Origin of the sequence: Apibacter adventoris (genome assembly GCF_002964965.1) — a bacterium.
Taxonomy (GTDB): Bacteria; Bacteroidota; Bacteroidia; order Flavobacteriales; family Weeksellaceae; genus Apibacter; species Apibacter adventoris.
On the sequence record NZ_PSZN01000024.1, the window covers coordinates 64866 to 87267 of the forward strand.

20 protein-coding genes are annotated in these 22402 nt (G+C 27.1%); 11 read left to right on the forward strand and 9 right to left on the reverse strand.

What is annotated here, in order from left to right; genetic code table 11:
* Positions 1-182: 182 nt before the first annotated feature.
* The 4 genes from trpC to C4S76_RS11225 all read left to right on the forward strand — a co-directional run bounded on the left by trpC (position 183) and on the right by C4S76_RS11225 (position 5274).
* Positions 183-971: an indole-3-glycerol phosphate synthase TrpC gene (gene trpC, locus C4S76_RS11210; RefSeq protein WP_105194570.1), complete on the forward strand. Its 789-nt coding sequence runs from the start codon at positions 183-185 to the stop codon at positions 969-971.
* A gap of 11 nt (positions 972-982) precedes the next feature.
* Positions 983-1615: a phosphoribosylanthranilate isomerase gene (locus tag C4S76_RS11215; RefSeq protein WP_105194571.1), complete on the forward strand. Its 633-nt coding sequence runs from the start codon at positions 983-985 to the stop codon at positions 1613-1615.
* Positions 1616-1755: 140 nt separating this feature from the next.
* Positions 1756-2529 (forward strand): tryptophan synthase subunit alpha, encoded by a 774-nt coding sequence (trpA, locus tag C4S76_RS11220; RefSeq protein ID WP_105194572.1) that lies wholly within the window; start codon positions 1756-1758, stop codon positions 2527-2529.
* Between the two features lie 555 nt (positions 2530-3084).
* Positions 3085-5274 (forward strand): thiol protease/hemagglutinin PrtT, encoded by a 2190-nt coding sequence (locus C4S76_RS11225; RefSeq protein WP_181044111.1) that lies wholly within the window; start codon positions 3085-3087, stop codon positions 5272-5274.
* Between the two features lie 143 nt (positions 5275-5417).
* On the opposite strand, the gene rnr is transcribed toward C4S76_RS11225, so the two are convergent.
* From rnr to C4S76_RS11265, 8 genes are all read right to left on the reverse strand, one after another.
* A complete protein-coding gene (gene rnr, locus C4S76_RS11230) occupies positions 5418-7568 on the reverse strand; it encodes a ribonuclease R (RefSeq protein WP_105194574.1) in 2151 nt (716 codons plus the stop codon).
* A gap of 398 nt (positions 7569-7966) precedes the next feature.
* The gene (locus tag C4S76_RS11235; RefSeq protein ID WP_105194575.1) at positions 7967-9640 is read right to left on the reverse strand and encodes a DUF6909 family protein; all 1674 of its coding nucleotides are present in this window, start codon (positions 9638-9640) and stop codon (positions 7967-7969) included.
* Between the two features lie 365 nt (positions 9641-10005).
* The gene (locus C4S76_RS11240) at positions 10006-12156 is read right to left on the reverse strand and encodes a S9 family peptidase (protein WP_105194576.1); all 2151 of its coding nucleotides are present in this window, start codon (positions 12154-12156) and stop codon (positions 10006-10008) included.
* 88 nt (positions 12157-12244) lie between these two features.
* Positions 12245-12730, reverse strand: coding sequence for a thioredoxin family protein (locus C4S76_RS11245; RefSeq protein ID WP_105194644.1), 486 nt, complete (start codon positions 12728-12730; stop codon positions 12245-12247).
* A 4-nt stretch (positions 12731-12734) separates the two neighbouring features.
* Positions 12735-13106 (reverse strand): DUF4296 domain-containing protein, encoded by a 372-nt coding sequence (locus C4S76_RS11250; protein WP_105194577.1) that lies wholly within the window; start codon positions 13104-13106, stop codon positions 12735-12737.
* Positions 13103-13828, reverse strand: coding sequence for a polyprenol monophosphomannose synthase (locus tag C4S76_RS11255; RefSeq protein ID WP_105194578.1), 726 nt, complete (start codon positions 13826-13828; stop codon positions 13103-13105). Before C4S76_RS11255 ends, C4S76_RS11250 begins: the two co-directional genes overlap by 4 nt.
* A gap of 52 nt (positions 13829-13880) precedes the next feature.
* Positions 13881-14156: a barstar family protein gene (locus C4S76_RS11260; protein ID WP_105194579.1), complete on the reverse strand. Its 276-nt coding sequence runs from the start codon at positions 14154-14156 to the stop codon at positions 13881-13883.
* Complete coding sequence (locus C4S76_RS11265) at positions 14153-14602, reverse strand: ribonuclease domain-containing protein (protein ID WP_105194580.1); 450 nt, start codon at positions 14600-14602, stop codon at positions 14153-14155. Before C4S76_RS11265 ends, C4S76_RS11260 begins: the two co-directional genes overlap by 4 nt.
* A 74-nt stretch (positions 14603-14676) precedes the next feature.
* Between C4S76_RS11265 and C4S76_RS11270 the strand changes: the two genes are divergently transcribed.
* Both C4S76_RS11270 and C4S76_RS11275 read left to right on the forward strand, forming a co-directional pair.
* Complete coding sequence (locus C4S76_RS11270) at positions 14677-15468, forward strand: TrmH family RNA methyltransferase (RefSeq protein ID WP_105194581.1); 792 nt, start codon at positions 14677-14679, stop codon at positions 15466-15468.
* 183 nt (positions 15469-15651) lie between these two features.
* A complete protein-coding gene (locus tag C4S76_RS11275; RefSeq protein ID WP_105194582.1) occupies positions 15652-15978 on the forward strand; it encodes a YegP family protein in 327 nt (108 codons plus the stop codon).
* Positions 15979-16075: 97 nt separating this feature from the next.
* On the opposite strand, the gene C4S76_RS11280 is transcribed toward C4S76_RS11275, so the two are convergent.
* Positions 16076-17260, reverse strand: coding sequence for a pyridoxal phosphate-dependent aminotransferase (locus C4S76_RS11280; protein ID WP_105194583.1), 1185 nt, complete (start codon positions 17258-17260; stop codon positions 16076-16078).
* A gap of 180 nt (positions 17261-17440) precedes the next feature.
* On the opposite strand from C4S76_RS11280, the gene rlmD reads away from it, so the two are divergent.
* The 5 genes from rlmD to rfbB are packed head-to-tail and all read left to right on the forward strand — an operon-like array spanning position 17441 to position 22401.
* Positions 17441-18847: a 23S rRNA (uracil(1939)-C(5))-methyltransferase RlmD gene (gene rlmD / locus C4S76_RS11285; protein ID WP_245915836.1), complete on the forward strand. Its 1407-nt coding sequence runs from the start codon at positions 17441-17443 to the stop codon at positions 18845-18847.
* A gap of 7 nt (positions 18848-18854) precedes the next feature.
* Positions 18855-19334, forward strand: a complete 480-nt coding sequence (locus C4S76_RS11290; RefSeq protein WP_105194584.1) for a DUF6452 family protein — start codon at positions 18855-18857, stop codon at positions 19332-19334.
* Positions 19300-19977, forward strand: a complete 678-nt coding sequence (locus C4S76_RS11295; RefSeq protein ID WP_105194585.1) for a DUF6048 family protein — start codon at positions 19300-19302, stop codon at positions 19975-19977. The genes C4S76_RS11290 and C4S76_RS11295 overlap by 35 nt, the downstream gene beginning before the upstream one ends.
* 49 nt (positions 19978-20026) lie before the next feature.
* Complete coding sequence (locus C4S76_RS11300) at positions 20027-21337, forward strand: UDP-glucose dehydrogenase family protein (protein WP_105194586.1); 1311 nt, start codon at positions 20027-20029, stop codon at positions 21335-21337.
* A gap of 11 nt (positions 21338-21348) precedes the next feature.
* Positions 21349-22401 carry a dTDP-glucose 4,6-dehydratase gene (gene rfbB / locus C4S76_RS11305; RefSeq protein ID WP_105194587.1) on the forward strand — a complete coding sequence of 351 codons (1053 nt, stop codon included), beginning with the start codon at positions 21349-21351 and terminating at the stop codon, positions 22399-22401.
* Position 22402 lies beyond the last annotated feature (1 nt).

Below are 22402 nucleotides of genomic sequence, written 5' to 3' on the forward strand. Positions count from 1 at the left end.
CTTTCTAAGAGCAGAAAAATTCACATATAAAAATAATATTTACTTCTTTATAACAATGATATTTTTTAGAGAGCTTTATTAGAGATAAATCCAAAGTAAAAATTAATAATTATAATTCTGTTAGGTTAAATATTAATTTTAGAATCATATCATAGAATAAAAGTTATAAATTATAAACCATAATGGAAAACATATTAGATAAAATTATTGCAAATAAGAAAATAGAAATCGGGCAACAGAAGGAACTGTTTTCTTTAAAAGAAATCGAAAATAAAATTCAATATAGCAAAAAAGTACTTTCATTTAAGGAATCTCTAAAACAATCATCTACCGGAATTATTTCAGAATTTAAGAGACGTTCTCCATCCAGAGATTGGATTTTTAAAAAAGCTAAAATAGAGGATGTAATTCCTTTTTATTCAGAAAACGGAGCCAGCGCTATATCTATCCTTACAGATTTAAATTTTTTCGGAGGAACTTTACAAGATTTAGAAAAAGCTAAAAACATTACTGAAACGCCGCTTCTTAGAAAAGATTTTATGATAGATGAATATCAATTATATCAAGCAAAAGTATATGGAGCCAGTGCTATTTTATTAATAGCAGCAGCACTGACAATAAATGAAACCAAAAAATTAGCAAAAAAATCTAAAGAATTAGGATTAGACGTTTTATTAGAAATACATAATGAAAAAGAATTAAACCATATAAACGAATGGATAGATGTAGTTGGAGTGAATAATAGGAATTTAAAAACTTTTATTACTGATGTACAGGTTTCTTTTGATTTGGCAGAAAAGATACCTGATGAATTTGTTAAAATTTCTGAAAGTGGAATATCTTCTACACAAACAGTTAAAAATTTACAACGAGTTGGTTATAAAGGGTTTTTGATGGGAGAAAATTTTATGAAGACAAAAGACCCTGGAAAATCATTAAAGGTATTTATAGAAGAATTAGAATCTAAATAAGTTTTTCATTTATGAAGATCAAAGTATGTGGAATGAAAAATCCAAATAATATTGAAGAGCTTTCTTCTTTATCTATTAATTATATGGGATTTATTTTCTATCCAAAATCACCAAGGTATATAGCAGGTTTGAAACCTGAAATATTAAATATTTTGTCAGATAGTACTAAGCGTGTAGGAGTTTTTGTAAATGAAAAAGTTGCCTCATTATTTAAAACAATTGAAAAGTATGGACTTGATGCAGTTCAATTGCATGGCAATGAAACCCTGCAATATTGTGAAGATTTAATAGAAACTTTTCCCGAAATTACAATAATAAAAGCATTGAGTATTTCGGATATCAAGGATATAGAAAAAACAGATGAATATGAAGAAGTTTGTGACTACTTTTTGTTTGATACGAAAACTTCTCAATATGGAGGTTCTGGACAGAAGTTTAACTGGGAAATATTAAATTCATATAAAGGGAATAAACCTTTTTTTTTAAGTGGAGGTATTTCAATGGAAGATATAGAAGAAATAAAAAATATACAGCATCCTAATTTATACGGACTTGATTTAAATAGTAAATTTGAATCAGAACCAGGTTTAAAAGACCTTTATTTAGTAAAAAAATTTATTAAAAAAATTAAAAATACTCAATAGTATGAAACATTTTTTTATCATTTATAAATAAATCTAGCCAGATTCCAATAAAATCTCTGCAAAAAAAATATATAAAATCTCTAAGTTTTGGAAAAAAATTATTTAGTATTTAATAATAAATTCAAAGAAAAAATAAGACCATGAATAGAATTAAACAACTTTTCGAAAGAAAACCAAAAAACATATTTTCCGTTTATTTTACTGCCGGTTATCCTAAATTAGAAGATACTGGGGAAATAATTAAAGAATTAGAAAATAATGGAATAGATTTAATAGAAGTAGGAATCCCTTTTTCAGATCCTATGGCAGATGGGCCCACTATTCAAGAAAGTGGAACTCAAGCTTTAAAAAACGGTATGTCTTTAAAAGTTTTGTTTGAACAAATTAAAGAAATCAGAAAAGAAGTAAATCTTCCTTTAATTATGATGGGCTATTTAAATCCTATTATGCAATTTGGGTTTGAACAATTTTGTAAAAAATGTAATGAAGTAGGAACTGATGGAGCTATTATTCCAGATTTGCCATTTAATGATTATATTAAAGAATATAAACCTATTGCAGAAAAATATGATATTAAAATCATCATGTTGATTACCCCTGAAACATCTGAAGAGAGAATTAGGTTAATTGATGAAAATACTGACGGATTTATTTATATGGTATCTTCTGCTTCTACAACAGGGGCACAAAAGAGCTTTGATGAAAAAAAACAAGAATATTTTAAAAGAATTAATTCAATGGAATTGAAAAACCCAAGACTGATAGGTTTTGGAATTTCTAATAAAAAAACATGGGATGCTGCACAAAATAACGCTAATGGGGCAATTATAGGAAGTAGATTTATTACTTTATTAAAAGAATCATCTACTATCAATGAGGCGATTATTCGGTTAAAAGATAATTTGAATAATTAATATATTTAGAAAAATAATAAACTTCTATAAATTCATATTATTTCTTTTAATTTATAAATCAGTTTGTTTTAACTATAATATTTATTATGATAAATATTTAAACTTTTGTTAAATCTTTATCATTAAGAAAATTTTTAAAAAAGAATTTTAGATATTAAGTTAGCTTCTTTTATTTGTTAATTTAAAAGGACCTACATTTCATTATAAAATTATTTTATTCTCTTATTAAGCTATTGTTATTATTTTATTTTTTTATGAAAATATGATCAATTTATTATTTAAATATTTCAAAATATAAATAGATTTCTTATATGGTTCTTTACATATTCAAGTATAAGAAATTTATAATTCAGATCTATAATTCAAAAGTCATTACTTTAATATTTAAATAACGTAAATATTAAACATTATTGTTTTAAAATTAGCATAAAAAATATATTAATAATAATTTAATATTATTTAAATAAATTATATTTATACTTTTATAGTTATTTTATCCTATATTTGTTAGGGGATTACAAATCAAATATTTTAATAACTAAAAAAATGTATTTTATGAAGTATTTTTTACGCTTTTTTATTTTCGTATTTTGTTTAAGCGTTTCAGCTAAACAAATAGATGTAGCAACAGCAACTTCAGTTGCAGAGTCTTTTATAAATGAGAGTTCCTCTTTAAGTAAGAAGAATGCAATCATTTTAAATTTGGTATATACCTCAACCTCTAGTAGTAATGCAAAAACAATTAAAAAACCATATGTATATTATTACATTTTTAATATTAATAATGATCAGGGTTTCATCATTGTTTCTGCAGATGATGTGAATACACCAATTTTAGGGTATTCTACAACTGGTAGTTATAATTCTAAAAATGTTCCTGATAATTTTAAATCTTGGATGGAAATGATTTCTTTAGGTATGGAAAAAGCAATAATAAACGGAACAACCCCTACAAAAGAGATTCAAAAAGAATGGAAAAATTTTCGTCAAGGAAAGAAGATTTATACTAAAGCATCTAAAACAATAGTGGTTGAGCCATTAATCAAAACAAAATGGAATCAATCATATCCTTACAACAGTCTATTGCCTTATTCCGGATTATATACAGGTTGTGTGGCTACGGCTACAGCACAAATTATGAACTATTATAAATATCCGAAATCTGGAGTTGGTATTATACAATCTTATTCTATTTCAAATGATAATACCACATATTATATTCCTGCTATAGATTTATCAAAATATACTTATGATTGGTCTAATATGCTAAATACTTATGATTATACATCCTCAGGAAATGATGTGCAGAAAAAAGCAGTAGCTTTATTGATGTATCATATTGGTGCCAGTGTTAAAATGAGTTATTCAAAGTCAGGAAGTGGTGCATATTCAATGGATGCAGCAAAGGCATTAGTTACTTATTTTGGTTATGATAAAAGTTTAGAATTAAGATCACGAGACGATTATGGTTATTCAAATGATTTAAATAATGCTTGGGATGAAATGTTAAGAAAAGAATTAAAAAATAAACGTCCGATATATTATGATGGACGAGGAACCGGTGGGCATGCTTTTATTTGTGATGGTTATGATGACCAAGGTTTTTTTCATTTTAATTGGGGATGGGGAGGATATCAAGATGGTTATTTTAAAACAACAGCAACTTTAGATTATACCAAAAATCAGTCTGCTATGTTTAATATTAAACCTAGTACTGGAAATATTAGTATTCCTAAATTAGAATTGAACAAGGATTATACATCTATTTCTTCAGAAGTTACATCTGGTAAAGGCGGAGCTAAGTTTTCAACTAAATTTAGTTTTAAAAATGTTTCTTTATTTCCTTTTCAAGGCTATTATGGAGTAGCATTGACAGATGAGAAAGATAATATTCAATATATTCTAGCTCAATCAAATCTTTCAGAATTAAATTCAGGATATTATTATAAAGAATACAATTTTTATGAATGCGTTATTCCTTTAGGGGCTAAACCTGGGAAATATAGATTAAGAATGGTCTCTAAAGTTTTAGGACAGAATGATTGGGTTATAGTAACCAGTCCATTGTCAACAGTTATTAAATATATACCATTTGAAATTTTAGTTGGAGAGGAAAAAGCTAAACTTCAAATTTTAAATAATACACCACTTTCTGCCTCTAAAAGTTCAGCTAAACCTAATGAGTCTTTTTTAGTTAAGCTAAGTTTTAAAAATTATTCAAGAATACCATTTAGAGGATATTATGGTATAGCTCTAACAGATAATACAAATACTATAAAATATATTTTAGCACAGTCAGGTCTTTCAGAATTAAATCCTGGATATTATTATAGATTATATAATTTTAATTGTTTTATTCCATCAAATGCAATGCCAGGCTATTATAAATTGAGAATGGTTTCTAAAGCTCAAGGAGAGCAAAACTGGTCTTTAATTAATGCGGAATCTTCTTCTGTTATAGACCAGATTCCGTTTGAAATTTCTAATAATAAGACTTATATGAATTCAATATCTGATAAAATTAATATATATCCTAATCCTGTGCTAGATAAAATGTATATACAATCAACCGTAAATATTACAAAAATAGTTTTATATAATATGTATGGTAATTTGGTTTTACAAGCAAGTGAAAGCGAATTGAAAAATAAAATGATTGATTTAGGAAATCTTAATAGTGGAATTTATATTGCACATATATATACCAGTCAAGGAAAAACTATATATAATGTAATTAAAAAATAAATATTAATTTGTATAATGATTAAGAACCTTTGGAATTATTCCAAAGGTTTTTTTATGTTAAAAAAAAATTTAATTTTAAAAGATAAATAAATTAAAAATAGGTAAGAAATAAATAATTAATGATGATGTTATTATATATTAATTTAACCTATAAGTTCAAAATCCAGTTGTTTTTTTTCTAAATTAGCCTTTGTTACCTTAACGTTAATATTATCACCCAGTTGTAGCTGATTTCCTGTTCTTTGTCCGATAACAGAATAAGTTTTTTCATCATATCGGTAATCATCATCCCGGATATCCCTAAGTCTTATTAAACCTTCAGCTCCAAATTCCCGAATTTCAACATAAATACCAAAATCAGTAACACCTGAAATAACCCCATCAAAAGTTTCTCCTACATGCTGCTCCATGAATTTTACTTGCATATATTTAATACTGTCTCTTTCTGCATCAGCTGCCAGTTTTTCCATTTCACTGGAATGCTTTGCCATTTCTTCAATAGTTTCTTTATTTGCAGAAGGTTTATTTTCTATAAATTCTTGTAATAAGCGGTGAGCAATAATATCCGGATATCTACGGATAGGAGAAGTGAAATGGCTATAATAATCGAAAGCTAATCCGTAATGGCCTATATTTTCTGTCGAATATTTAGCTTTAGACATAGTACGTACAGCAAGAGTTTCAATCATATTTTCCTCTCCTTTTCCTTTAACATCTTTCAAAAGTTTATTAATGGACAGATAGGTGTCTTTTTTATTAGTAATATTTATATCGTACCCTAGTGTATTTACAAATTGTTTTAATGATAATAATTTGGTCGGATCCGGATCATCATGAATTCTATAAATAAAAGTTCTTCCTGTAGGATTTCCTTTTTTATTTGTACTTACATATTTAGAAACCTTTTGATTGGCCAGAAGCATGAATTCTTCAATTAAATGATTACTGTCTTTGCCTATTTTAAAGTAAACTCCGATCGGATTTTTGTGTTTATCCAATTTAAATTTAACTTCAATTTTGTCAAAAGAAATAGCTCCGTTTTTTAATCTTTTTTCACGCATTATTTGAGCTAATTCATTTAACTTTTTTACTTCTTCTTCAAAATCTCCTTTTTTCCCTTCAATAATTTCCTGAGCTTCTTCATAAGTAAATCTTTTGTCAGAATGTATTACTGTTCTTCCAAACCATTGTTTTTTTACTTCAGCTTTATTATTAAGTTCAAAAACTGCAGAAAAAGTGTATTTATCTTCATTAGGACGTAAGGAACAGACGTTATTACTTAAAATTTCCGGTAACATGGGAACCACTCTATCTACTAAATATATTGAAGTTGCTCTTGAGTATGCTTCATTATCTAATAATGTTCCAGGTTTTACATAATGAGATACATCAGCAATATGGATACCTATTTCCCAATTTCCATTCTGAAGTTTTTGAATGGAAAGAGCATCGTCAAAATCTTTAGCATCAGCCGGGTCTATAGTGAAAGTTGTAACACCTCGCATATCCCTTCTTTTTAAGATTTCTTCTAATTTAATAGAAGTATCTAACTGTTCTGCTTCATATTCAACTTCATTTGGAAATTCACTAGGCAAACCATAATCGGCTAAAATAGCATGAATTTCCGTATCGTTTTCTCCAGGATCGCCTAATACTTTAATAATTTTTCCGTTTGGACTGTCTTCTTTATCATGCCAGTTAACTAATTCAACTAATACAATTTGTCCATTTTTAGCGCCTTTGAATTTTTCTTTAGGTACAAAAATATCTGTATGTAATGAGTTTTTGTTTACTATAACAAATCCAAAATTTTTAGTATTTGTATACTCAAATTTCCCTACAAATTGTGTTTTAAAACGTTCTATAACTTCTAAAACTTCAGCTTCTGGCTTTCTGTTTTTAAATTGATGGACAATTACTTTAACTATATCGTTTTGAAGGGAATGTCCGGTTTTTCCTTTAGGGATGAAAATATCTTTTTCGAGCCCGTCTACCATTAAATAAGCATTTCCATTTTGATTAAAGTCTATTTTTCCAATTACATATTCTTTTTGTAGGTTGATTTGATATTTTCCTTGTTTAATTTCTAAAAGTTGTTTTTCTACAACTAACTTTTGAATTGCTTGAATTACCAGTTCTCGTTGTCTTGGATTTTTTTTATCTAATATACTGGAAATTTGTTTGTAATTATAATGTTTACTGGGATGTTTAATAAATATTGATAGAATATTTCGTTTTAATTCCCTTAATTTTATAATATGTTTGGAGGGTATTTTATTCTTTTTTTTTGTCATAATTTTTATTATTACATATACTTATTTTTAAATAAAAAAAAAATATTAAAAATTATAATTTTTATAAAAAAATAAGTAATTATATATATCAAAAAGAGTTCCATTTATTTTAAATAATTTTTAGATAATAAAGTTTATTTACAATAAAAAGATTAATATAAACATATTTGGATATTATAAACTCGAATATATATTACAATTATAAGTTTTCAGAATAAGTTTTTTTAAATTAATTTAGACATTTCTAAATTTAGAAATAAAATTTAAGATTTTATGAATGGTTATAGGATTATTAAATAGAACTTAAATTTTAAGATGATCAAAATAAATTGAAAAATAAAAAAAGAAAAGATAGGATTACTACCTTTCTTTTTAAATTTTTTGTTTTTATATAAGATTTAAACTTGAGAAATACTCAGAATTTGTTCTAAAATTTTTTGTGTTATTAAATACGTTGGTTTTACTCCTGTTAATCCTAATCCGCCAGAGGCTAGTGTGCTTCCTGTTTCTAGTGGGTTATCAGATGCATAGTATGCGTACCTTAATTTAACATTTTCTGATATGTGATGTCGTATTTTGGAAGCAACTTGTATAGCTTTTTGGTAATGAGCTCCTTCCATTTCCAGCCCTATAGCTTTCCATGAAGTTTCCATAAAATAAGTTAAAACATTTTTATTTTGTAATGAAGTTCCTAATACGGTAATCATAGCACCTTTAAACGCTTTAACATTATATCCGCTAAAATCTTCTAAGGTAAGCTCATTGTAAAAAGGATAATTATCAGCAGTTCCTTCAAATATATGTGAATCCGGAATCATGATATCTCCTTTATTTCCAACTAATATTCCAGCCTTTCCTAAAATGGAAATGGAATCTACATTTAAGTTTATTTTCTGTTTTAAAGTTTTGTAAGGTCTTAACAGCTCATCCATAATTTCAAAAGCTTGTTCTCCAAAAGCATAATCAAATACAATTAAAACATCATCTTTGTTTATATTTTTTATGTCTTTAAATGCCGTATTTTTAAGGTTTACTTTTGAAAGATCAAAGATTTGTACATCAATATTGGATCCGCTATTATCTTTTATAAAAAACATTCCGTTTTTTAATGCATAATTTTTAACAGTTTCTACTAAATCAAGATTTTTACTAAGTTCTTCATAAAGTTTTAATTCTTCATCTTTATTGCTATATTTTTTATTAAGTGCATTAAATGCATATAACATATTGTTCACACTATGCATGTTAGAACTAATAATATGCAGTTTTTTATCTAAAAGTTTAAGTTTTGAGAGATTTTTTTTAACATTTTCAGCCCATTTTTCTCCAAAGAGGTGATGCCCAACTCTTTCTTTTAAAATGGAACTAAAAAAAATCTCTCTTCTACGAGTACCCAAAAAATCTTCTTTGCTGACACGTCCTAAGTTATAAATAATTTTTATAAACCGATCAGGGTCATTTGTTTCCTGTAAGCTTTTGTAAGCTGTTACTACTTCATCAAAACTTCTTCCTAAAATAGTGGATATATGAGCCAAAATTATTTCACGTTCCTTCCTTTTTAAAGGTTCGGTATTAAGGGTAGCTTTTTCTATGGATAACCAAATTCTTCTTGCTTTTCCATTAAAGTCATGAGTCCTTTTGTAAATCTTGTCAGCTTCATTATACAAAAAGGTTAGGTGTGTAAGTATATCATAAATTTCGGACCTCCCCAACAAAACTTCAATATTCATTTGATTATCATCTATTCTGTAACAGGTTCTTCTTCTTTTTTTAGGAAAGATGGGAGGAAAAGAGGATTTATGTAATCCTTCATTTGAAGTTAAGAAAATAAAAGAACATTCTTCAATTCCCTGAGGCAGACGATCTAAAACATAAATAAGTCCATTAAGCTCTACTTTGTCAGAATCTGCCATAGAGCCATAAATTTCAGGGTTTAGTTTTAATAAATAGTTTCTTAATTCTATACCGGATGTTCCGGTAGGTTTAAATCCGCCTCTGTTAAAAAGATGGCGCATGGTTATATATAGACGTTCAATAGTATCGGTGGATTCTCTTGCTTTATATAATATCATCTTAAAAAAATTTTAACAAAGATAAGATTTTACTTTTGTTTATATGTGTAGTTAGTGTATTGGTATAAATTTATAACAATATTAATTGAATAATTTTAACTATTTTCAATTATATATTTGACAGATTGTGATAGAATTTGTTTAATAACAATTAATTGAAATTTTAATATCAAATTTTATTTTTTTAAATTTGAAGATAATCTAAAAAAATATTAAAAAGGCTTGTATGCAATATTATTTTAATCTCTGCTATTGCTAAAATCTATATTATATGTAGAAAAAATATTTAAGAAGTTTTCTTTAGTTTTATAATACGTAAAAAGAAAAATCACTATAAAAACAATATTTTATAGTGATTTTTATGATTATAAATGAGTTTTTATGTAATCGGTCATTTTTTGGTATAACTGAAAACGGGTTTTTCCTCCATAAATTCCATGATTTCTGTCCGGATAAATAGCCATATCAAACTGTTTTCCATATTGTATAAGTGAATTAATCATTTCAACTGAATTTTGAAAATGTACATTATCATCAGCTGTACCATGTATAATTAGATAATTACCTTTTAAATTTTGAGAAAAGTTAATAGGGGAATTATTATCATATCCGGATGAGTTTTCTCGAGGTGTTCGTAAAAAACGTTCTGTATAAATAGTATCATAAAATCTCCAGTTTGTTACAGGAGCAACAGCTATTCCTGTTTTAAAAATATCCCCCCCTTTTGTCATACATAGTGAAGTTAAATATCCACCAAAGCTCCAACCCCATATTCCTACTCTGTTTTCGTCTATATAGGGTTGAGATTTTAGCCATTTAGCCACAGCAATCTGATCCTCAAGTTCATAATTACCTAAGTTTTTATAGGTTATTTTCTTAAAATTTTCACCTCTTCCTCCGGTACCTCTTCCATCTGCTGAAACTATAATGTAACCTTGTTGTGCTAACATTTGATGCCACCAATAGTTAAATGGATCCCAGGAATTGTTTACAGTTTGTATTCCAGGTCCGCCATATACGTACATTAAAACAGGGTATTTCTTATTAGGGTCAAAATTTTTAGGTTTAATGATATAAGCATATAGATTTTCTCCTTTTTCGTTGGGAATATTTATAAATTCTAAAAGTCGAATTTCTTTTTTACTGGCAAAAGAGAGTAAATTTGAATTATCTTCAAGAGTTTTTAGAATATTTCCTGAATTATCTCTTAATGTATATACCGGTGGAGTGTTTGCTGTACTGAATTTATCTACAAAAAAAGAAAAATCTGAACTGAATTTAGCTTCATGAGTACCCTTTTCTTGAGTAATAATTTTTTGTTTAGCAGTTTTAATTTCAGCAACTCCTATAACTCTGTTATTGGGTCCACGTTCTGTAGATTGGAAAAAGATAGATTGGTTTTTTTTATCAATGCCCAGCACTTCAGTAATTTCCCAATTTCCTTTTGTAATAGGTTTAAATAGTTTTCCGTTTGAATCATATAAATATAAATGATTAAAGCCATTTCTTCCGGAATTAATAATAAAATCACCACTATCTAGAAAACCTAAAAATATATTATCCGTGTCAATCCATGTTTTAGAAGATTCGGAGAATAATTTTTTTAATTCACCATTTTCAGGATTTATAGAGGATATATCCATCTTATTTTGTAAACGGTTAGAGGTAATTAACATTAGATTGCCAATTGGCGAAAATCTAATTTTTATAATATAGTAGTTTTCAATAGTATTTAAAGTTATTGGTAAAGTAAAATTTTTCTCTAAATTATATATATGTAAGCTAACTTTTGAATTTTCTTCTCCCGCTTTAGGATATTTAAAGATTAAGTGTTCCGGATATAAGTTTTTGTCATAAATAGGAATATCAACTTCTTTTACTTTAGATTCATCAAAACGGACAAATGCAATATATTTTCCATCAGGAGACCATTGAAAATTTCTTACAAATCCTAATTCTTCTTCATATACCCAATCGGAAATTCCATTTATAATTTTATTTTTTATTCCATCTGTAGTTACCTGGGTAACTTTACCTGAAGTTATCTCTTGGTAGTAAATATTATTTTCGAAAACAAAAGCAATTTTACTTCCATCTGGTGAAAATGTAGGTTCTTGTATAGGGTTGCGATCAAAAATTTTGCTATAGGTTTGAGTTTTTACATTATAGAGTTCGTAGACACCTAATTTTGAACGTCTATATATGGGAATAGCTTTTTTTTCTAATAATAAAAATTGTTCATCCGGGCTATATAGATAATCTGAAAATTTTCCTTGCAGTACGGTTTCGGTTTTTTGAAAAGATTTATAAGAATATTTGTTTATTCCATCATCTGATAGAATCGTGTAATGTTTCCCATCTTTCATGGAAATATAATTATCAATAGTCTTAGGATAGAATTTTCCACTCCATATTTCTTCTAATGAAATTTGTTGGGAAAAATAATTAGGCATAACAAATTGAAAACAAAGAGCTGTAAATATAAACTTAACAGAGTTATTTAAATTCTGGAACATTTTAAGATTTTTTTAGGCTTATAGTTAGTAAATTCAATTAATTAAAAAAATATGTAAAATAGGTGTATATAATTACTTTATTAACGATTTAATGTAAGGTTTTATTTTCTATTATTTTAGGAGACCATTCTTCTAAAAATTTTGTTACTTTATTAATATCATATCCAGAAGTTCCTTCATGCTCTAATAAATCAGATTGTTGAGTGTGGATTCGTTCTCCTTTTTCGTTTAATATTACAAAAACCGGAAACCCATACTGTTCAGGATTATCTAAGGCGGTTAAAATTTCTTCATTTTTGTTTTCTTTAGAATAGTTTACATGATATACAAGGTAATTTTCATCAATAATATTTTTTAAATCTTTGTTTTCTTCAGTTAATTTATTGAATCTTTGACACCAAATACACCAATTTCCGCCAATTTGCAATAAAACATATTTATGTTCTTTTTGTGCAGCAATAACAATAGAATCTATTTTTTCTTTTGCATTATCTTGAGGATTATAAATTTTTTTATTTTGTGAACATGAAAATAAATGTACACATAATATAAAACTGATAAGTAAAGGTTTCATAAAATTATTTTTTTTGAGCATTATCTTTTACTTCGTCTTTTAATTGTAGTAATTGTTCCTTTGTTAATTTCTTTTCAAGATTTTTAATAACATTATCAAATATATGTTGCATACTACTACCATCAGTATAATAATAAGTATAACTATCCTGAAATATTTCTTTTGTTGTATTATGTTTTTTAAAAATAGTAATATAAGTATCAAAAGCAATTTCTTTACTCATTGGAATATTATCAGGAGTTTGTTTATATAAATAAATATCAGTTAAAATATCAGTCATTTCAGATTTAGAAAGTAAATTTTTAGGTTTATCTAAAGCATGTTGACAAGAGAAAACAACAAAAAAGAAAGGGAATAAAAAAAATACAGATTTCATAATTTTCCGATTAAAGACATAATTTTCATTTTTATTACTCCAAAAACAGCTTCACTAATAATAGCTCCGTTCATTTTAGAATGTCCTTTAGTTCTGTCTGTGAATATAATAGGAATTTCTACAATTTTAAATTTTTTACAAAAAGCTCTGAATTTCATTTCTATTTGAAATCCATATCCAACTAATTTCACCTGATTAAGAGGAATATTTTCTAAAACTTTTCTTGTAAAGCAAACAAATCCGGCAGTTGAATCATGAATAGGTAAGCCTGTAATAAGTTGAACATACTTAGAAGCAAAAAAAGAAAGTAATACTCTATTCATAGGCCAATTTACTACATTTACTCCTTGTGAATATCGAGATCCGATAGCCATATCAGCTCCATTTTTGCAGGCTTCATATAATCTAATTAAGTCATTAGGATTATGTGAAAAATCGGCATCCATTTCAAAAATATAGTCATATTTGTGATTTATAGCCCATGTAAAACCATGAATATATGCACGCCCCAAACCCTCTTTATTAGTTCTTTCTTCTAAGAATATTTGTTCAGGATATTGAACTTTCATATCTTTAACAATCTTTCCGGTACCATCAGGAGAAGAGTCATCTACTACCAATATATTAAAACCCTCATTTAAGTTTAATACTGCATAAATTATATCTTTAATATTTTCCTTTTCGTTATAAGTTGGTATTATAACTAGTTTTTTATCGGGCATTTTTGAAATTTCTAAAGTGTAAACAAAATTAATTAAATTTAATATTTAAGAGTTATTTATATAAAAAATAAGAAAATAATAACATATGATTAGTTTCATTTTCGGATTCTTCAAAAAGAGAAATTAAATTTTGAAATTTATCTAATTTTTTCGGAGATAAATGATGAAATTCAATTTTTACAGGTAACTCTATCATTCCGGTTAAAACATCCCAAAGACCATCTAAATTATCAGGAATATCTGGAGGTAAAATAAATTTTTTTTGAAAAGTTTTATAAAATCCGGAGAATGTTTGAATATTGTTAAAGTCAAAAATTATTGTTTTCATTTTAGAATAAAGCTTTTATAATGATCATAAGTAACAAAAATTAATCCATCATTAGAAAAGATTACTCTATCAGTTCCCCTGTTTCCACAAGTATAGTTTAAATCGGCTTCAAACCATTTTCTTCCTTTTTTATTTGGGAGTTTTTGTTGTCTATTATTAAAATAATCTCCACCTATTACTTTATTAGGAATAACCTCACATAAATTACCTTTTTCAGGTTTCCAACCTAATTTTCTAGCTTCATTTTTAGTAATGTAATAACTAGGTAAATGATTGTTTTTTTTGAGATATGGGATTATATATTTTTCAGCACTTAGTGCTTTTACATTAAATTGATTTTTATTTATAACTTTATGAGTTATAGTTTTTGTATTATAAAAAACAATCAATATTCCTAGTAATCCAATAAATAAAAAATAAAAAAAAGTATTTTTTTTGTATTTCATATTTAAATATATAAAAGTAAAATTATCAAAAAAAATATAAGTTTATTATTTTTGAATAAATATATTTATACAGGATGGATATTGAAAGTGATAAAAACTCCAAGATTAAGGATTTAGTAAAACTACTAGATAAAAGTAGAAATCGTAAGACTCAAAGAAAATTTATAGTAGAAGGTATACAAGAAAACTTTTTTGCTCTACAAGAAAAATTTCAACCTTTAGAATTTTTTATTCAACCTCAAATATTTCTAAATTCTTTAAAATTGCCAAATAATATAAAAGTTTATGAAGTATCACAATTAGTATACAATAAAATTGCTTATAGGAAAAATACAGAAGGAATAGTAGGTGTTTATAAATATAAAAATCAATTAGTAGAGAATATAAATCTTCCAAAAAACTCATTTATATTAATTATAGAATCTGTTGAAAAGCCAGGAAATTTAGGAGCTATATGTAGAACAGCAGATGCTTTTGGTGTTGATGTTGTGTTTATTTGTGATGAAAAAACTGATATTTATAATCCAAATGTTATAAGATCTTCAGTAGGTAGTTTTTTTAATATACCTATTATTTCAGAAAAAAAAGAAAGAGTTTTTGAATATCTGTTAAAAAATAATATTTCTGTTTATGCTACTTATATGAATGAAAAGGCTATTTATATACAAGAAGCAGAATTATCAAAATCTTGCGCGATTCTTTTTGGTACCGAACATTCAGGAATTTCAGATTTTTGGGAAGATAAAATTAAACAAAATATTTTAATACCCATGAGGGGGAAAATTGACTCTTTAAATGTTAGCAATGCAGTTTCTATAGCATGCTATGAAGTAGAACGGCAAAGAATTACTTTAAAAAATCGTTAAAAAAAATAATTTTTGTTGTATTTTTTTATATTATGTCATAAATATATATTATTTTTGCCTCATAATTTATTAGTATGTTTTAATAGTTATGCTTTTATAAGGCTAACTAAAAGAAGTTATTGACGCTAACTTCCAAAAACAGAAAGTAGTTATAATTAAATAAGTAACACTAACTGTACATTTATGTTTGAAATTTTTAAAGACAAATCAGGTGCTTTTCGTTTTAGATTAAAAGCAAAGAATGGGCAAACTATCCTTGAAAGTGAAGGTTATACCCAAAAGACAAATTGTCAAAAAGGAGTAAGTTCTGTAAAAAGAAACTCAAAAAATGAAGATCGTTTTGAATTAAAGCAATCTTCAGACAAAAAATGGCTATTTAACCTAAAAGCAGGCAATGGTCAAGTTGTAGGAACAAGTGAGCTTTATGACAATGAAACAAATGCTAAGAATGGTGTAAAATCGGTAATGACTAATGCGCCTTTAGCAGAAACCATTGATTTATCTAAGTAATTAAAAGATAAGTCTAATAAATATGCTTTTAAACATTTGTTAATTAAAAATAAAACTGTGAAGGGGAAAAATAAATTTCTTCACAGTTTTATAATTTTTATACTAAGATATTTTTTATTCTTTTAATAGCTTCAGTAAGGTTTTCTTCAGATGCTGCATAGGAAAGTCGAATACAGTTGTTATCACCAAAAGATACGCCACCCACTGTTGCTACATGAGCTTTTTCTAATAATAATAAGGCAAAATCGTCTGAATTATTAATTTTAACTCCTTGAATAGTTTTACCAAAATAAGCTGATATATCTGGAAAAAAGTAAAAAGCACCTGCTGGATTATTTATTTTAAAACCTGGAATTTCTTGTAGTAATTCAAATACTAAATCTCGTCTGTGTTTAAAAGCTTCTGTCATGTAATTTATAACTGAAGGGTTTGCTTCTACAGCTGTTATAGCCGCTTTTTGAGCAATACAATTAGGTCCGGAAGTCATTTGTCCTTGAATTTTGTCGCACGCATCAGTTAACCATTTAGGAGCACCCATATATCCAATTCTCCAACCTGTCATTGAAAAGGACTTTGAAACGCCATTTATAGTAGCTGTTTGTCCAAAGACTTCAGGAAATTGAGCAATACTTTCATGCTTTCCTTCATAGTTAATATATTCATAAATTTCATCTGAAATAATAATAATATTTGGATGTTTAGCAAGTACTTTAGCTAAAGCATGTAATTCTTCTTTGGTATATACAGTTCCGGATGGATTACATGGCGAGCTGAATAAAAAGGCTTTGGTTTTAGGCGTAATTGCATTTTCTAACTGCTCAGGAGTAATTTTAAAATCTGTATCAATAGTTGTTTTAACGACTACATTTTCTCCTCCGGCTAATTTTACCATTTCAAAATAACTTACCCAGTAAGGGGCAGGAACAATTACCTCATCTTTATCATTTATAATAGAGAGTAAAACATTAATTATAGATTGTTTTCCCCCATTGGAAACTATTATCTCTTCAGGTTTATAATCTAAATTATTATCACGTTTAAACTTTTGAGCAATAGCCTTTCTCAGTTCAAGATAACCAGGCACAGGCGTATAAGATTTAATACCATCTTGGATTGCCTTTATTGCAGACTCTCTCACAAAATCAGGAATACTAAAATCGGGCTCACCCAAAGTTAAACTAATTACATCTATTCCCTGAGCTTTTAACTCTCTTGCTTTGTTAGACATTACAAAAGTTTGGGAATAACTGAGACGGCTAATTCTGTCTGATAATAAATTCATGTTAGAAATTAAATTATTTTAGATTTTTTTGATACTCAAAAATACAGTATTTTATTTTAAATATAATTTTTTTTAACATAATTTTTAGTTTATTATAATAGTTTCATTTTCAAAGGGTATTTGATATTTTATGGGAAATATTTTTTGTGTATTTTTGTATTCTTAAATTTAAAATTTGGTTTGGGGCGAAAAAATAATATTTTAATAGAAAACTTAGAACTAACTACAGCAGGAGCTAAAGGTATGTCAATAGGAAGGACAGAAGAAGGAAAAACCGTTATAGTTGCTAATGCGGTGCCTGGTGATGTAGTTGATGTTCAGCCTTTCAAATCTAAAAAAAAATATATTGAAGCTAAAATTATAAAAGTTCGGAAATATTCCAAAGATAGAGCTGAGCCTGTATGTGTACATTTTGGGATTTGTGGCGGATGTAAATGGCAAAATCTTTCCTATGATAAACAATTGGAATATAAAGAAAAAGAAGTTTTCAATAATATAAAAAGAATTGGAAAAATAGATAATTTTGAACTACTTCCTATTTATCCATCGGAATACCAATATAACTATAGGAATAAGATGGAGTTTTCTTTTTCAAATTCAAGATGGTTAACTTTAGAAGAAATACAATCAGATCTACAAATAGAAAATAAAAATGCTTTAGGCTTTCATATACCTCAGCAATGGAGCAAAGTTTTAGATCTAAAAGAATGTTATTTACAGGCAGAACCATCGAATCAAATTAGAGAGGCAGTAAAAAAATTTGCTATAGAGCAAAATATGAATTTCTTTGATTTTAAAGAGCGAAAAGGTTTTTTGAGAACCTTAATGATACGTTCAAATTCGAAGAATGAAATAATGATTCTAATACAATTTTTTCAAAATATTCCAGAAAAAATTGAATTGTTATTTAAGTTTTTAGAAAAAGAATTTCCACAAATAAAAACGATACTTTACACAATAAATTCTAAAGGTAATGATAGCATTTATGATCTGGATATTGAAGTTTTTTCCGGGAATGGTTTTTTAGAAGAGGAAATAGAAGGATTAAAATTTAAAATAAGTGCAAAATCTTTTTTTCAGACAAATTATAAGCAGGCAATTAAACTATATGAAATTGCTCGAGATTTTGCAGATCTAAAAGGAGAAGAAATAGTTTATGATTTATATACAGGAACCGGTACTATTGCCCAGTTTATATCAAGAAAAGCAAAAAAAGTTATTGGGGTAGAATCTGTTTATGAGGCTATTGTTTCAGCAAAAGAAAATGCAAAATATAATAATATTCATAATTGCAAATTTTATTGTGGAGATATGAAGGATATTTTTACCGATGAATTTATTTTGCAAAATGGTCACCCGGATGTTATAATAACTGACCCACCCAGAGATGGGATGCATAAAAATGTAGTTGAAACTATAATTAGGATAGCTCCTCAGAAAGTAGTTTATGTAAGTTGCAATTCAGCTACTCAGGCAAGAGATTTAGAGTTGATGAAAGAAAAATATGATGTAATTAAAATACAGGCAGTAGATATGTTTCCGCAAACACATCATGTAGAAAGTGTAGCTTTATTAAAATTAAAATAATTAAAAAATGTTTTCCAAAAAGATAAATTTGATAATTATATATATTTTAACATTTTCATTTATTTATTCATGTGTTGATGATGATGTATGTGATAAGATAGCCACCCCACGACTAACCATAGCATTTGTCGATTCCTTAAATCAAAAATTAAAGAAAGATTCAATATTTATAGATGAAGTGAATTTGGACAATACCATGTCAAGACATGTTTTTTCAGGAATTGATAGTATAAAAATTCCATTGAATGCGCTTTCAGATAAAACTATATTATATTTGTATGATAAAAAATCTACCCCAGATTCTATTAAAAATATTATAACTGTTACTTACCAAACAGAGCAAGAATATGTTTCAAAAGCTTGTGGTTTTAAAATTTTATATAAAAATGTAAACTTTGATCCAACAAGATTAACAAACATAAAAAAAATTACTTCAAAAACAACACAAATCCGTGAAGAGTCTAAGAATCTATATATTACTTATTAGTTTTTTTATAGGAGTTTTGGTTTTTGCACAAACAAAACCAACAGACACAATAAAAAATGAAAACCCTAAACAGCTTTTTATTGGAATAGATTTATTAAATCCTGTAGTCAGTTTTTTTTCTGATAAAAAGAACTTTAACGGATATATTTCTTACAAAATTAAAAATAGATGGGTGACTTTTTTAGGATTGGGATATGAAAAAAATATATATAAGAAAAACGACTGGGATGTTGAAGGAAAAGGAATTTTTGGAGAATTAGGATTTAATTATATATTAACTAATAATTATGAAAAAACTGGAGAAGGTTTTTATGTAGGTGCTCGTTTAGGTTTTTCTCCTTTTAAACAAAATATAAAAAAATATCCAATAAAAGGAATGAACTCCAATAATCAAATACAGCCAATAGGTAATGGATCTCTTTCAGAATCAAATGTAAGTTCTGGTTGGTTGGGATTAATTGCGGGGGCAAAAATACAATTGGGAAATTCTCCTTTTTACATAGATTTTATGGCAGAGCCTAAATTTATACTTTATTCCAAAAAACAAGATGATATTGATAATTTAGTGGTTCCCGGATATGGAAAAGATAAAGGAAATATGAATATTTCTCTTTTTTGGGGAATTAGTTGTAAATTGTTTTAAATATAATAATACTAACTTAATAATATAGATTACACACTATTTAATAATAATGAATATTACAATTGTAGGTACCGGTTACGTAGGACTAGTTTCCGGAACTTGTTTAGCAGATTTAGGACATAGCGTACATTGTGTAGATATAAATAGAGAAAAAGTAGAAATGATGCAAAAAGGCAAGGTTCCTATTTATGAACCTCAATTGGAAGAAGTTTTTCTACGTAATATAAAAGGAGGCAGATTATTTTTTACTACAGAACTAAAAGAAGCGATGAAAGTTTCTAATGTTATATTTCTAGCATTACCAACTCCTCCTGGAGAAGATGGTTCAGCAGATTTGTCTTATGTTTTAAATGTCGCTGAACAAATAGGAGATTTAATGACAGAATATACTTTAATAGTAAATAAAAGTACCGTTCCGGTAGGAACTTCTGAAAAAGTAAAAAATTTAATTCAAACAAAAACAAAATTTCCTTTTGATGTAGTCTCTAATCCAGAATTTTTAAGAGAAGGTTATGCTGTAGAAGATTTCATGAAACCGGAAAGGGTTATAGTAGGTGGTAGCTCTCAAAGAGCATTTGAAATCATGGATCGTATATATTTACCATTAACTAATGCTGGTATAAAGATGATTAAAATGGATGAAAAATCATCTGAATTAACTAAATATGCGTCAAATTCTTTTTTGGCAACAAAAATAACCTTTATGAATGAAATAGCAAATTATTGTGAAAAAGTAGGTGCAGATGTAGATAAGGTTAGATTTGGTATGGGATCAGATGAAAGAATAGGAAATCGGTTTTTATTTCCGGGATTAGGTTATGGAGGCAGTTGTTTTCCTAAAGATGTAAAGGCCCTTATTAAAAGTGGAAAAGAAGTCGGACATAATTTTCAGATTTTAGAATCTGTTGAAAAAATTAATCAAAAACAAAAAACTATATTAATACCTGAAGTAGAAAAATACTTAGGAGGGTTAGAAGGAAAAAATATTGCTATATGGGGGCTTGCATTTAAAGAAAATACTGATGATATTAGAGAAGCTCCATCTTTGGAAATCATAGAACAACTGTTAGAAAAAGGAGCAAAAGTAACAGCATATGATTCAATTGCCTCAGATAATGTAAAAAAAATATGGAAAAATAAAATCACTTATGCAGATAATATGTATGATTGTATTGAAGGAGCAGATGCTTTAATCATTGCGACAGAATGGGGAGAATTTAGGAATCCGCATTTTAATATTTTAAAAGAAAAAATGAAAAATAGAGCCATTTTTGACGGTAGGAATTTATATGATTTAAATGAATTGGCATTTCATGGTTTTTATTATAAAAGCATAGGAAGAAAGTTGATAAAAAAGTAGATAAAAGGATCATGAAAAAAATTATTATAACAGGAGGAGCAGGTTTTATAGGTTCTCATGTAGTAAGAAGATTTGTAAATAAATATCCAGAATATAAAATACTTAATCTAGATGCATTAACCTATGCAGGTAATTTGGAAAATCTTAAAGATGTGGAGGGAAAATCCAATTATCAATTTGTAAAGGCAGATATTATCGATCAAAATTATATAAATCAAATATTTAATGAATTTCAACCAGATGGAGTTATTCATTTAGCAGCAGAATCTCATGTAGATCGGTCCATCACTTCACCTATGGAATTTGTTAAGACCAATGTATTAGGTACCGTTAATCTTTTAAATGCAGCGAATAATATTTGGAAAGGAAATTTTAAAGGTAAAAAGTTTCATCATGTATCAACCGATGAGGTATATGGGGCTTTAGGTGAAACCGGATATTTTACAGAAAAAACAAAATATGATCCACATTCGCCATATTCTGCATCTAAAGCTTCATCAGATCATTTTGTTAGAGCCTATTCAGATACTTATGGACTGCCTATATTAATTACAAATTGTTCTAATAATTATGGGCCTAATCATTTTCCTGAGAAGCTTATACCCTTGATGATTCACAATATTATTCATCAAAATCCTTTGCCTGTTTATGGTGATGGGAAATATACACGTGATTGGTTATTTGTCATTGATCATGCCATAGCTATAGATTTGGTTTTTCATGAAGGAGTAATAAATGAAAATTATAATATAGGAGGCTTTAATGAATGGAAAAACATAGATTTAGTTAAATTACTATGTAACCTAATGGACACTAAATTAAACAGACAAAAAGGAGAAAGTGAAAAATTGATTACTTTTGTAAAAGATCGTCCTGGACATGATCTTCGTTATGCAATTGATGCATCTAAAATAAATATAGAGTTGGGATGGAAACCATCTGTTACTTTTGAAGAAGGATTAGAAAAAACTATAGATTGGTATTTAGAAAATGAAGAATGGCTAAATCATGTAACCAGCGGTGAATATCAAAAATATTATCAAGAACAATATAATTATAAATAAT